Origin of the sequence: Enterobacter sp. 198, from assembly GCF_009025585.1 — a bacterium.
In the GTDB taxonomy this organism is placed as follows: Bacteria; Pseudomonadota; Gammaproteobacteria; order Enterobacterales; family Enterobacteriaceae; genus Enterobacter; species Enterobacter ludwigii.
The window spans coordinates 66,484-79,858 of sequence record NZ_WCIM01000006.1 but is presented as its reverse complement, the minus strand read 5'-3'; the positions used below and the strand labels follow the sequence as shown (position 1 = coordinate 79,858).

10 protein-coding genes and 2 pseudogenes are annotated in these 13,375 nt (G+C 43.0%); 6 read left to right on the top strand and 6 right to left on the bottom strand.

Annotated elements, in window-relative coordinates; genetic code table 11:
* The first annotated feature begins 247 nt into the window (after positions 1 to 247).
* From ssb1 to F8561_RS24160, 5 genes are all read left to right on the top strand, one after another.
* Positions 248 to 775, top strand: a complete 528-nt coding sequence (gene ssb1, locus F8561_RS01690) for a single-stranded DNA-binding protein SSB1 (RefSeq protein WP_020882840.1) — start codon at positions 248 to 250, stop codon at positions 773 to 775.
* Positions 776 to 933: 158 nt separating this feature from the next.
* Positions 934 to 2,181, top strand: coding sequence for a tyrosine-type recombinase/integrase (locus F8561_RS01685; RefSeq protein ID WP_048216965.1), 1,248 nt, complete (start codon positions 934 to 936; stop codon positions 2,179 to 2,181).
* Entirely contained in the window at positions 2,168 to 3,730 is a 1,563-nt protein-coding gene (locus F8561_RS01680) for a site-specific integrase (RefSeq protein WP_048216964.1), read from the top strand. Before F8561_RS01685 ends, F8561_RS01680 begins: the two co-directional genes overlap by 14 nt.
* On the top strand, positions 3,723 to 5,756 hold the full coding sequence (locus tag F8561_RS01675; RefSeq protein ID WP_048216963.1) for an integrase: 2,034 nt from the start codon (positions 3,723 to 3,725) through the stop codon (positions 5,754 to 5,756). The genes F8561_RS01680 and F8561_RS01675 overlap by 8 nt, the downstream gene beginning before the upstream one ends.
* Entirely contained in the window at positions 5,749 to 6,168 is a 420-nt protein-coding gene (locus tag F8561_RS24160; RefSeq protein WP_048216962.1) for a hypothetical protein, read from the top strand. The genes F8561_RS01675 and F8561_RS24160 overlap by 8 nt, the downstream gene beginning before the upstream one ends.
* 200 nt (positions 6,169 to 6,368) lie before the next feature.
* Here the strand turns inward: F8561_RS24160 and F8561_RS01665 are convergent, their stop codons facing one another.
* From F8561_RS01665 to F8561_RS24295, 5 genes and pseudogenes are all read right to left on the bottom strand, one after another.
* A complete protein-coding gene (locus tag F8561_RS01665) occupies positions 6,369 to 8,060 on the bottom strand; it encodes a UvrD-helicase domain-containing protein (RefSeq protein ID WP_151887079.1) in 1,692 nt (563 codons plus the stop codon).
* Positions 8,061 to 8,062: 2 nt separating this feature from the next.
* Positions 8,063 to 10,189: an ATP-dependent nuclease gene (locus tag F8561_RS01660; protein ID WP_059347289.1), complete on the bottom strand. Its 2,127-nt coding sequence runs from the start codon at positions 10,187 to 10,189 to the stop codon at positions 8,063 to 8,065.
* Positions 10,190 to 10,192: 3 nt separating this feature from the next.
* A pseudogene (locus F8561_RS01655) lies at positions 10,193 to 10,582 on the bottom strand (tyrosine-type recombinase/integrase); the annotation flags it as partial.
* Positions 10,583 to 10,611: 29 nt separating this feature from the next.
* Complete coding sequence (locus tag F8561_RS01650) at positions 10,612 to 11,643, bottom strand: IS630-like element ISEc33 family transposase (protein WP_001752311.1); 1,032 nt, start codon at positions 11,641 to 11,643, stop codon at positions 10,612 to 10,614.
* A gap of 95 nt (positions 11,644 to 11,738) precedes the next feature.
* A pseudogene (locus F8561_RS24295) lies at positions 11,739 to 11,813 on the bottom strand (hypothetical protein); the annotation flags it as partial.
* Between the two features lie 259 nt (positions 11,814 to 12,072).
* Between F8561_RS24295 and F8561_RS01645 the strand changes: the two are divergent.
* Positions 12,073 to 12,315 (top strand): hypothetical protein, encoded by a 243-nt coding sequence (locus F8561_RS01645; RefSeq protein ID WP_048216959.1) that lies wholly within the window; start codon positions 12,073 to 12,075, stop codon positions 12,313 to 12,315.
* A 284-nt stretch (positions 12,316 to 12,599) separates the two neighbouring features.
* Here F8561_RS01645 and F8561_RS01640 read toward each other — a convergent pair whose 3' ends face one another.
* On the bottom strand, positions 12,600 to 13,205 hold the full coding sequence (locus F8561_RS01640) for a hypothetical protein (protein ID WP_048216958.1): 606 nt from the start codon (positions 13,203 to 13,205) through the stop codon (positions 12,600 to 12,602).
* Positions 13,206 to 13,375 lie beyond the last annotated feature (170 nt).

Genomic DNA, 13,375 nt, shown 5'->3' with positions numbered 1-13,375 from the left:
CTTTCCCGGTTGGAACACGGATTGCCTGGTTTGTTTGAAGGACAAACGGCTGTCAGAAACGGCTAATTATGACACAAAATGACCTGTTTGAATATACAGTATTGGAATGCATTTTCTGATTCACTGTGTAACAATGTCGAGTTCGCGAGAGATTTCGGAACCGACTACGCAACTATGCAAATTGCAGCGTGGAAATGGTACACTCGCGCGTTTACACTATTAAGAAACGTATTCAGGAGACACGAACATGGCCAGCAGAGGCGTAAACAAGGTGATTCTCGTCGGTAATCTGGGCCAGGACCCGGAAGTACGCTACATGCCGAGTGGTGGCGCAGTTGCCAACATTACGCTGGCTACTTCCGAATCCTGGCGTGATAAAGCGACCGGTGAGATGAAAGAGCAGACTGAATGGCACCGCGTTGTGCTGTTTGGCAAACTGGCGGAAGTGGCTGGTGAGTATCTGCGTAAAGGTTCTCAGGTTTATATTGAAGGCCAGCTGCGTACCCGCAAATGGACCGATCAAGCCGGCGCTGAGAAGTACACCACGGAAGTTGTGGTCAACGTGGGTGGCACCATGCAGATGCTCGGCGGCCGTCAGGGCGGTGGTGCACCAGCAGGTGGCGGTCAGCAGCAGCAGGGCGGTTGGGGTCAGCCTCAGCAGCCACAGGGCGGCAACCAGTTCAGCGGTGGCGCGCAGTCTCGCCCACAGCAGCAGTCCGCGCCAGCACCGTCTAACGAACCCCCAATGGACTTCGACGACGATATTCCGTTCTAGAGTTGACCTGAGAGTTATTTGTAAAGAATAAATACACAGCCCCCTGTTAATTCAGGGGTTTTTTATTTATTGAGCTTGGAAAATCGTCAAGCATTAATTGACAATCTTTGGTGCATCGTTCACCTTGCAATTATGTAAAGTTTGTTGGTTGTGTGCGCATGAAGAAACTCTACGGGGTTACAAAATTTGTTATGGATAGTGGTGAGCGCTACTGCATGGTGGTGGATCGTTCTTCTGGCCTTCCCCTGTATTACCCCACTCTGTTTCTAACAACTCAAATCCGCAATAGAGGGGATGCTTTTTCAACGATGTTGGCGGCGGCTAGCAACCTTGTTATGTTGTTAAGCTTTGTAGAGAGTCGAGACATTGACCTTGAGCAGCGGTTTTTGACCAAGGACTTCTTCAGACCACATGAGCTGGACGATCTGCGAGATTTTGCTCAGTGCAAACAAGGAAAGAGGCCATTAATAGCGTCCTCTACCCCTTGGTTGGCAGATGTGATGACCGATACCGTTGATAACGGGACACAGCATTCCCGGCTGACAACGTTTGCCAACTATTTACACTGGTATGCGATGCATATCTTAAAGACGGCAGAACTGGAAGTTGTCGAACAGATCAATGCTATGGCGCAGCAAATAAAGACGCGCCGACCGTCTAAAAAGCACAGAAGCAGTGAGTTGCAAGACAGGTCATTGAGTGATGTTCAATTGGATTCGCTATTTGAAGTCATCCAGCCTGGATCGGAGTCAAATCCTTTCTCAATAGATGTGCAGCGCCGGAATCGGCTGATGATCTTGCTTCTGTTTTATCTTGGTATTCGAGGTGGTGAATTATTGAATATCAGAATACAGGATGTTGATTTTAGTACTAACAGGATCCGTATCGTTAGGCGAGCAGATGAGCGGGTTGACTCTAGAACCAATCAGCCTAATGCTAAAACCAGAGAACGGCTCTTACCGTTGGCTGAATCCTTAGTTCAAGAACTGCATAGTTATATCATTCAAGACCGCCGGAAAGTCCGAAATGCGAAGAAAAATGACTACCTGTTTGTAACTTACAAGCCAGGGCCAACTGTGGGAAATCCTATCTCCAAAGGGGGATACCACAAAATTTTTTCTGTGGTCAGGACTGTATCACCGCAGTTGTATGCAGCGACAGGGCACTCGCTCCGTCACACCTGGAATCGCAAGTTTTCAGAAAGAATGGATGCCATGGATGAGCAAGTCAGCGAGGAACGCCAAGAACAACTCCGTTCGTATTTAATGGGCTGGAGGGATGGCTCAGGAACCGCAGCGACTTACAACAAACGCTTCATTCGGCAAAAAGGTTTTGAGGCCGCTCTGGCATTACAAGAAGGTAGCGGCACCCGCTTGCCAGAGGACATGAAGAATGATGACGAATAACTCCTTATCTGCATTAGCATCCGAGCAAATCCGTGCTAGCGCCAATGGCTACTCTTTTCTGCTGTATGACACATCGTGGACATTGGATAGAAATATCACTATTAACCTTGCTGATATTCACTATTACTTGCCAGATGGGTCGCTAGATGGCTGCCTGCGGACACTGGCGTTTTATGCTTCCAATCGTTCTTCTTCTCATACAAAAAATATTTTTGAACGGTTTCAGCACATGCTGCGAAAGACTGGCGCGAGAGAAATTACTGATATTGTATTGATTAATTATCGGTCGATGCTGTCGCCTGCAACAGAATGGTATCTGGCAACTATCCGTGGCTTTCTTCGATCCTGGCACGAACTGGGCTATCCCGGCATCAGTAAGGAGGTGATCCGATTGCTAGATGGCTGGACGCTAAAGGGTAATCGTAAGGGGGATGCGGTTAAGCGCATGGATCCTCGAGAGGGGCCTCTGACGGATAATGAGCTGACAGCAGTTAATGAGGGGGCTATTCGGGCTTATGAAAAGAGCTTAATTACGATAGCTGAGTTGGCTATGACACTTTGTATCAGTCATACGGGACGTCGTCCCATCCAAATATCGTTACTTCGTGTGGTCGATGTCCTTTGTGGCAAAAATGGTAAAGGAGAACCCTTCTATGTGTTGAATGTGCCGCGAGCTAAACAGCGCAGCAGCACTTTTCGAACAAACTTCAAGCCCTTCGCGATATCACTTGAACTATGGGCTATCCTGAATGCTCAGGCAAGGAATGCAATTGCACTGGTTGAGAAGCGTCTGGGGTTTGAATTGCAGGAAGATGATCGGCAGCAAATTCCTCTGTTTCCGGATCTTAATGTGTTAGCTGCCGTCCAATCTCCTTATGAATTCCGCCAACTGCTTGCTACCGACAAACTCCACATCCCCGCAGCAGAGATAACTTACACACTTCAGTACATCGTAGAAAAGTCCGATATCCGGTCGGAACGAACCGGTGAGCTATTGCATATCAATGCTCGTCGTTTTCGTTATACCACGGGCACACGAGCTGCCCGGGAAGGCTTTGGCGAGTTGGTGATTGCGGAACTGCTTGACCATACGGACACCCAAAACGCAGGCGTTTACATTAAGAATATCCCCGAACATGTGAAAAAGCTTGATGAGGCGGTTGGCTTCCAGTTGGCACCATACGCTCAGGCCTTTGTCGGGGTACTTGTCGATTCAGAGAGGGACGCGCATCGAGGTAACGATCCTACCAGTCGTATTCGGACCGAGATGGGCCAGGGTGTTGGTACTTGTGGAGAACATGGCTTTTGTGGTGCCAATATTCCTATTCCTTGCTACACCTGCATGCATTTCCAGCCTTGGCTGGATGGCCCACATGAGGAGGTCTATGAGGGTCTGCTCAACGAGCGTGAACGGGTGAAAGAGATAACTGGCGACATACAGATTGCTGCCGTACTTGATCGCAGCATTATCGCTGTGGCAGATGTGATCATACGTTGTGTAAAACGTCGCGAAGAGCTTAGTCCACAGGGGGAAATAACCAATGGCTGAGCTTTTCCTGTTCAAGCCAAAGGCTACACTGGCAGCAGCAGAAAACCTTGAAGCATTCATATCCAAGTGCCGAGATCAATTGACTGTATTCGGTTCTGATCTAAATTGGGAAGATGCTGTTTGGCCAAACATAACTGTGTTTTCCAAGTTAGGTATTATTACGCGAAAGCCCATGCAGGGAGAGGTACAAAACCCTGAGTTCATTGATTTCGCCAAAGCCTATTTCCGTTACCAGCAGGGGCATCATCCCACGGGGACAAAGAATGAAAGTAAGGCTCTCCGTTCGGTCGAAGCGGCTTTGCTTCAAGTAAACGGGAACGCAAATATTGATGGCATATCGATTTCTGTCCTGGACGAAGCAGCTGAATTGGCAAGGCAGCACTACTCCGATGGTTCAGCATATCATTGCGGCCGTGAGATTGAGCGGCTGGCTAAGTTTTTAACTGAAAACCAGCTTGTATCAAGTGCTATGCAAAATTGGGTCAATCCAATTAAGCGTGTAGAGGACAAGAACAAAACAGGCCGAGAGGCGAAGAAAAATAGGGAAGAGAAACTTCCGAGTGATATTGCTCTTAATGCGTTGGCGGAAATTTTTGCCAATGACCCAATTCATGAGCGAGACATATTTACAACATCGGTTTTTGCCATGTTGATGTCAGCACCTTCACGCATTACTGAAGTGTTAGCTCTGCCTGTGGATTGCGAGGTGTGTGAAACGGATCGTGAAGGGATAGAACGCTATGGCTGGCGTTTTTTCTCAGGAAAAGGCTACGAGGGCGATATCAAATGGATACCAACGGTGATGGTCTCAGTTGCTAAAACAGCCATCGCCAGAGCGAAAAAGTTGTCAGAGGATGCCCGTCAGCTGGCCAAGTGGATTGAGAAACACCCGAATAAGTTTTACCGACATGCTAGCTGCCCCGATATCGCTGATGATGAGCCATTGACGATGGAGCAGGCTTGTATGGCGCTAGGTTTCGCACATGACTCAAAAAAGACGTGTAGGTCGTCTCTTGGTAATCGACGTTTAGCTAAAGAAGATTATGTACATACGTTAAACAGCCTGTGGCAGCATACTATGGCGCGTTTGCCCGTTGACTTTCCGTGGTTTGATAAAGACAAGGAAATTAAGTACAGCAATGCCTTGTTTGCACTAAATGCTAATCAGCTCCACGGAAACCGAGGATGCCTACCGGTTGAATTACATAAGCCAACCAATAACTTCTGCAACAATGATCTGGTGCCTCGTGAGGCTCTGGATGGAAAACATGCCAGCATCTTTGATCGCCATGGTTATCGTGCTGAAAACGGAGAACGGGTTAAAATGACCTCGCATCAGGCACGGCACCTGCTCAACACCATTGCCCAGCGCGGCGGACTGTCAAACCTGGAAATTGCCAAGTGGTCAGGGCGGGCCGATGTTAAGCAGAATCGAACTTACAACCACATGACCGAATACGAGCTGGTTGGTATGGCTGAACGCCTAGACCCCACAAAAGCGCTATTTGGGCCTGTCGGCGAGGTGGCAAAGCATTTGCCCGTGACTATGCAGGAATTCAATACATTAGAGCATTCCTCAGTCCATGTGACGGAGTATGGCTACTGTGTACATGACTACACCATGAGCCCCTGTGAGAAGTTCCGAGATTGCGTCAATTGTATTGAGCAGGTTTGTATCAAGGGCGATGATACAGAAAAATTAGATCGAATTAAAAGACGGCTGGTGAAGTCGGAACGATTGTTTTCGCTTGCCGAAACGGCTGTGGCAAGCGGCGAGATGGGGGCTGATCGCTGGTATCAGTACCACAAGAAAACCGTCACCAGACTTCGGGAGTTAGTCGCTATTTTAGAAGAGCCAGATATTGAAAATGGTGCGCAGATTAAGCTTCGGGGCAATGATTTCAGTCAGCTTCGGCGTGTTGCAGAAAAGAAGTCCATTGAGTCCATTGAGCAGAAAGGAAAAGCAAGCGAAGAAGCTGTGATGTTAGATGATTTGACAACTTTTCTAGGAGGTGGTTTTGGCTAAACATCTGAATAATAGAGATATTGATTCCATCGTGAACCTAATTCGAGGATGGCAAGAACCAAAATTGTCTTGGTTAGCAATCTGTGAGGCGGCAGAGCCATTGGTAGGAAAGTTACCATCAAGGCAATCCCTTAATGCACATGAGGCAATAGTGACTGCCTATCAAACAAAAAAAGAGGCGCTGAAAGGCAGGGGCCGCAAAAATCCGCGCCCAGCTAGTTTGAATATTGCAGCCGCCAGGATTGTGAATCTTGGAAGTGAAATCGAAGAGCTTAAAGAAGAAAACCGGAGGTACAAACAGCAGTTTGTAATCTGGCAATACAATGCATACAAACATGGAATGACAGAACATCAACTTAATGCATCGTTGACAAAGATTGACCGTGAGCGTACTGACGGAGAAAAAAGATAGTTATTGAGTTTGTAGTGGCCATAATTAGTTGACTACTACAACCGGACGATATTTAAAAGTGAGTCGTTCTATTTACAGTGCTATCTCTGGTACGGTCTGAGGTCGCTATTGCATCTGCATTAAAAGCGGCCCCTTTAGCGGGCAGAGCATTGCGCGCTGTGGTACATATGAAAAACAGAAGAACACTGTTTCTCTTCAAGTCAAGTATCAGCTATAAAATAAGGGCTAACAACTCTCCGGTCATCGATATATATATTCATGTGATTTTTAGCGCGCGAAAATGCAACGAACATTAATCTTTTTGCGATGCTTTCTGAGTATTCAGCACCCTTTTCAACCGCCGAAGAATGGGGAACAACTTGATCATGATATCCAATAGATATTACATAATCGTATTCTTCACCCTTACAACCATGTATTGTTGTCACTTTCACAACGTTAGCCTCTTTATTTATTATTTTTCGTATTGAAATTATGTCAGCCTTTACTGGAAAAGCTGAAAGATTGGACTGACAGATCAAATAATCAGAATTTATTTTTGGAGAATGAGGTAAAGCAGATAAAAGGAACTCATAAAAATCTTTTAACCAAAGAATAAAAACAGTTCGCTTTGTATTGAATTGCTTTACTGCTTTTTTCAAGTCACTACAAGATAAACCATCAAATTCAGGAAGTTTGTCTTTTATAGAAATGCATAACGCATGTCTGGCTCTGTAATTATTAACTGACACATCAAGCAACACAAGACGAACAAGATCATTATAAATGGTATCTTTCAATGTATACAAAGGATTGGTTGAATAAAAATCAAATACAAACTCATTTGAACGTTCATAAATACTATTGATAAGATCATTTAAGTAATATCTATTCGGACCTATTATAGCCAAACTCTCAACACTACCTTTAGACTTATTATATGCCTCAATAAGATTCATCACCCTACCGGCCAAATCAGTTTGCAACGTGTGTCTAATAATAGGTGACTTACCTAAATCCTCACGGATAGATTCTATATTCGATTTCAAATAAGAATATTTTTTATAGTAATCTACTAATGATTTTGTAGATCTGTAACATCCCGTAAGTTGCCTTACCTCCAACTCATCGAGTTTGAGTATTTTCTTAATACTAACTTCATCTTTTATAGACACACCAAGATCTTGATATATAGCTTGATCATTATCACCCACAACAAGAACTATTGTTTTATTATATCTTGTAATAAATGAAAGAACTTCCAACTGGATATAACTAGTGTCCTGAGACTCATCCAAGTAAATATAACCTATAAGTTTCGATAAATACTCTGCGATCTTCTCGTTTTGAGTCAAAAATTCCAGGCTAAGAGTTAATATGTCGTTAAAATCTATGAGGCTTGCATCTATCTTATTTTTTTCATATTCCTCACACACTATTGCCTCGTTTTTTTGAGCATCAATTATTTTTTCAGGCTCATTTAATAAACAAAATGGCTCAACATGAGGATCACCATATTCATCCCATTTAAATTTTAATCTTGTACTGGGGAATTTTTCCTTCTCAATCTTACGTATTAAGTCACGATGTTCACGCTCAGATATTAACCTTACTCCATCTTTTGTTCTAGCCATTGCCCCCGCATATTTTCTTACCACCCACTCGAGTAAAAATGAATGTATTGTTCCACACCAAACTCTATCATTTAGAATGTTTTGGTTATCTAATCGTAAATTTATTTCATCGGCGGCAGCATTAGTATGTGTAAGAACTATATGCCACTTAAACCCTGAGTCACACCTAATATTATCGCCAAGCATACCCAAAAGAAACTTAGTTTTCCCTGCGCCTGGGCAAGCAGAGACAAAAAGATTTTTTTTGATCTTTAATAATTCTTTTTTTTCATCGTCCATTATTACGCCTCCATTAAAAGATGCACTAAAGGATCATTGCTATAGTGTCCTTTGAAAATATCCAAAACTGGTTCTATATTGTCAACAATATATTCAAGGCTATCATCTGAGAAAGCCACTTCGATTATATTATCACCTAAAGTTTTAGTGTAATAATCACACCTATATTTAATCACTCTTGCGAGAGTTAACTTATTAAAATCGCTGGTAAATCCAAGTGCTTTACACAAAGCCATAGGGATAGGGAAATTGTGGTCAAGTTTCTCAACAACTTTCATTGCAAACCAACCTTTCTTATGTTTATTTGCCAATTTTAAAGCAAAGGAACCAATTTTCGTATCGTCAGAAGATTGGAAAGCATCTAAGTAAGGAGTTAAATAAAAATCTTTTTCGAACGATTCTCGTGCTATTATCTCAAAATATTTTTTTGAACCGCTTAGAGCTAAATCAATTTCAAAGGTATGTTTTGTAAAATATGCTTTGAGAAGATTATTATTTGCAGTTAATAACTTTAACGCCTCAACTCTCTCTTTCCCTGATTTTTCTGAGGAAATGGCATCATCATACATTACCTGAGTGATGTACTCCGGTTTATCTTCGTTATAGATATTAATATCATCATCCGTGAGTATTGCGCATTTTTTAGTTATTCTCGATGGATGAAAAAGCGATGAGAGTAATTCAAACCCGGTTCCTCTCACAGAAATAAGAGATACTCCTAACTCATCCAGTGTTACACCGAAAGAGTTTTTTACTAAATGAGGTATTAGAATTTCCTCTGCATCCCCCTCAATTAATATCACATTTTTAGCAAATAAAATATCTGTACGTATCGCATCAAGAAAACGCTCTATCTTATTGATCGTTGGTTCATCGAGGCCTGAGGAAGGAGAACAAGCTTGAGTGTATCCAAGTTTTTTCACCAAAACATTAGTTGATGATATATTAGAGACTGATGAGATGTGTGTTGAATGCGTGGAAATAAAAACTTGAGTTTTTTTGTTTTTTAAATTACTGAAAAGTGTTTTTTGAATATGAGTATGAATATGCGATTCAGGTTCTTCTATGATCAGGAAGTTTGACAATAGATTCTTACTCACCCCTTCTTCATACTCATACAATTTAAGAGCAAGATATATTAAATTAGCTCCACCCAAGCTCATTTCGGATAAATCAGCCGTGTACCCATCACTCAACGAATCTCCTGCTTTGAGCTGTAAAACCTTCACAAGATCTTTGACGTCACTAGGAAGTTCTGATGAAATATTTACTAAGGGGGAATAAGTAGAGCCGACAGCATTAGTAATGGATGTTAGAATACCTGTAGAAAGCTTTCTAACCTCTGATATTGTTGATATCTTATTATTTACGTCTATAATATTACTTGTGAGCTCTTCATCATTTGAAATATCTTTAGAGATGAAATCCAATAGTTTTTGGAATGGATTGAATCTATTATTTTTTAACTCACTAACAACATCCCTCAGCGCCCTTGCGTATGTGCAACTAATATGGTCTAGTAAATTATATCCACGCTGCCTATTTCCTAATAAATCTATATATTCTACAGAAGGATTTGGGAAAATGAAGTTTGAAAAATCACCAGCAATCCTGACATATTCATTTTCATCGGAGAAATCACAGGTTCCTTGATAAACAGTCCAGGCCTCGTAGGTCGTTTTATCAATAATATATTCCTTTAGCAACTTATCATATGCCTCTCTCCTTTTTTGCAAGTCTGCAATAGATGATAAATTAAAAAGTTTCTCTCTAATATGGAATTGAGGTCGATATATGTATGTTACTCGACCTGTACCACCCGCATCAACTGTCGTATTTAATTGACATAAAATTTCAGACTCCTCATCTCCAGAAATGTCACCTAACTCCAAACTGATTAATATCCATTGACCAAAAACCGGCAAACATCCTCTGTGAAAATCTCTTTCAGTAAGGAATCTTTTATAATATGGGAGAGAATCATCTAGTATTAATCTCATAGCCTCAAAAACATTTGTTTTACCTGATGAGTTCTCTCCAACTATCGTATTCACACATTCCTTCTTAAAGTTCAACTTCGTACTTTGAAAATTTCTAAAATTACGTATTGATAAGTTTTTAATATACATTTATTAATTCTTCTGGTTAATTTTATTCGAATGCCATTGCATTATATCTATTCGGCTTTCGATATAATTAGCATGGTTATATATTCTGCGGATACTATTTCTATCAACATGAGCAAACTGTAACTCTATCCAAATACGGTTGAACCCTGCTTCATGCAATACTGTTGAAAAAGTATGTCGAAACCCATGGCCGGTAGGTCGTCCACCATAACCTATTCGCTTGATTAGTTGATTAATGCTCGCTTCACTCATCGATTTGTTCGGATCATTCCGCCTCGGAAAAACATAACGATAGTTCCCTGCCATCATTTTGAGTTCATTGAGTAAATCTAACGCTTGAGTCGATAAAGGCACAAGGTGTAGCCTGCGCATTTTTATCCTTTCAGCAGGAAGCGTTACCTAAATAGCTGCGCCTAATACCGCTACACTTTTGCCTGACCATGTTTTCCTCCGGGGAATGGGCTGGCGGTTTCCATAAAATGGCGGACCTTTTTCAGTAACTGCCACATTGAGCGGCACTGATGATTACGGGTTATCGTGTCATGAAGTGCCTGCCATAGCTGTTCCACATGATTCACCCACGGCGAGTAAACCGGCTGGTAAATTACCCTGAACTTGGGATTTGCTTTCAACCAGCGCTGTGTTTCGCGGCTTTTATGGATAATGTAGTTATCAACGATCAGCGTGATTGTTTTCGCCCGCCGGTAAGTGGCTTTCAGGTGCTTCAGCAGAGCGATAAACAGCGCTGAACTTTTGCTGTTGCCGCCCACGTAGCTGACTTTACCCGTGCCACTGTGCAGTGCGCCGGCCAGATAGTATTTTTCGTTCTGCCCCGGCGTCACTACCCGTTTCTGCTGTCCGCGCAACTGCCAGTCCGCACCGATTTTAGGATTAAGGTGGATATCCACTTCATCTTCATAAAATACCGGATGCTCTGCGCTGCATTCATCCAGCGCTTTGTGGATTACCGCCATCTTTTCATCTTTATGTGGGTCACGGATACGCAGAGTTGGCGCGGCCCTGCGCCATACAAGCCCCGCAGATGGCAACCAGCGGCGAACGGTTCCTGCATGTAACTGGCAACCGGTTATCTCATTGATTTTTATTGCCAGTAATTCGGTGCTCCAGCGTGAACGTTGATAACCAAAATCGCCGGGAGAATGCTTTATCAGCTCACGTAACAGGGTGCAGATATGTTCAAAAGGCCAGCGTCGGGAGCGCCCTGCGGGTAAGGATTTCAGGCCTTCAATACCTGAGTGCGTAAACCAGTTAATCCAGCGACCAACGGATGAACGGGCACAACAGAGAGTTCTGGCAACATCGCTGACCCGTTCACCCCGATGAAGCATCAGCATGGCCGTGAGTCTGCGGGCATGATTTTTATCACGCGTTTTATGAATAGCTTTCTGCATCAGGCGTCGTTCGCCACGGGGTATTGGTACTATGATCGGCATCGCTCAGTCCGGTTGGTGATTTTGGTTGGTTTGGCGATTGATCAGATCGCACAATCCGGGCTGAGTTCCCTTTCAGTGATCTACTATTCCGCGCAGCTATTTAGATCAAATTCCGACCATAATGCAGCACGTAATTCGATGGTTCTTACACCCGTAATCATCAGTAACCTTGGCTGTTCTGGCAACCATCTTTGACGCTTATTTTATACAAAGCTGACATCAATCAGACTGTAAGTACCCCGCTACAGCACATCAACGTCTGGTATTCAGTTTTAGTTAAAAATATATTTTAATCAATGATATGTGAGCATTATTGTACGGATGTGCTCAAGAGGGATCCTATATGACTTTTAGTCCAGTGATTCAGCTCACTGCTACACTTGCAGGATTATCGAAACTCTGTATGCGGATACCCATGAGGGGGCTATAATGGTTCTTATTATTGAAAAATGGAGGAGCAGCCCGATGGTTAGAGTCCCGGAGTTTGGTATGAAAAAATTTGGCTTAGGTGCAAATGATGTTATTGATATTAAAGACCAATATGGTTGCATCATCATTGGCCATACGGAACTGAAAATGTATTCCTTGGATACTCTCTTGGAAGGAATTTCCGCAGTTAATCTTCACCCAAAAATTGGCTTCGGTTTACCAACAGGTAAAGAGCAGCTCTGATTTTTTTTCACGCTGTTCCGAAAGGTTTTTATGTTCTTCCAACCTGCTGAAAATTTAGAAGGAGGGGCAGAGAATCCAGCGCTGAGTGTTGTCGGTGATTGTCATCATGCATTAATCATTTTATGTACAATAACATTGAACCGCGTTCATTCAGATATTCGTAGCGAAATCTTCGTTAAAGCTCTCAATATACATATTATGTGTTGGCTTACCGGGATGCTTATAATTTAATTAACTACTTTATCTGTAATGGTATTTTTCTCTCAAGACTCGATATTTTCCTTCTAATCTACAGCGGAAGTTTCTTGAAATACCTTGGTGTACGCTGGTTCATTCGAGACCCATTCTCGCTCACCTCGCGTAATGAAATCTGCGATAGCGGATTCAATGACGTCACGGCTCAAAACATCAACATCAACGATAATCTGCAAACCAATACCATTTGCATAGCCGGGTAGGATACGATAACCACTGTGAACTACTGGTGGGTTTTCTCGGGCTATTTCCTGTTCTCGCTTCTCAATATATTCCATCCATGTCAGCCCTGCGAATTCGGAGAGTGCTGGTTTATTGCACAAATCACAGAACCGTTCGCCATCATCCAGCATCGACCATGCTTCATTGAATGCGATTGATTCGACTCTATCACTAAATTCTACACTGGCCGTAATTATCTCCGCATTCCAGAAAACCGCAGAGTCTCTTCCCAAGAAAAGTATGTCGCTCCACTTCCAGTTTCCGCATGCAAATGCCTCATCTATATCGCACTCGTCATAGAATATACCACCACAGCGATGCCGTTCACGGTGGATAAGGTTTTTGATTTCTCGGGTTTTAGCGCGGCGTTTACGGCGCGAAAGGGAGGTGAATACTCTGTTTTTCCGCTTCATGTGTGCTAACTCCGCGTTTTTTCGCTGGAAAAAGCCCAGCCGGGTAGAATACATGTTTAATTAGGGCAACGGAAGTTTTATCCCGAAGAACGATTGCTTTATCTGTAAAAGGCAATTTATTCAATAAATTAATTGAGGCGGTGCTGTAATTATAGGCACTTTCTGTCCTC

Coding starts and splice junctions, on each gene's coding strand:
- ssb1 (WP_020882840.1), top strand. CDS start 248: ATGGCCAGCAGAGGCGTAAACAAGGTGATTCTCGTCGGTAATCTGGGC.
- F8561_RS01685 (WP_048216965.1), top strand. CDS start 934: ATGAAGAAACTCTACGGGGTTACAAAATTTGTTATGGATAGTGGTGAG.
- F8561_RS01680 (WP_048216964.1), top strand. CDS start 2,168: ATGATGACGAATAACTCCTTATCTGCATTAGCATCCGAGCAAATCCGT.
- F8561_RS01675 (WP_048216963.1), top strand. CDS start 3,723: ATGGCTGAGCTTTTCCTGTTCAAGCCAAAGGCTACACTGGCAGCAGCA.
- F8561_RS01665 (WP_151887079.1), bottom strand. CDS start 8,060: ATGGACGATGAAAAAAAAGAATTATTAAAGATCAAAAAAAATCTTTTT.
- F8561_RS01660 (WP_059347289.1), bottom strand. CDS start 10,189: ATGTATATTAAAAACTTATCAATACGTAATTTTAGAAATTTTCAAAGT.
- F8561_RS01650 (WP_001752311.1), bottom strand. CDS start 11,643: ATGCCGATCATAGTACCAATACCCCGTGGCGAACGACGCCTGATGCAG.
- F8561_RS01645 (WP_048216959.1), top strand. CDS start 12,073: ATGGTTCTTATTATTGAAAAATGGAGGAGCAGCCCGATGGTTAGAGTC.
- F8561_RS01640 (WP_048216958.1), bottom strand. CDS start 13,205: ATGAAGCGGAAAAACAGAGTATTCACCTCCCTTTCGCGCCGTAAACGC.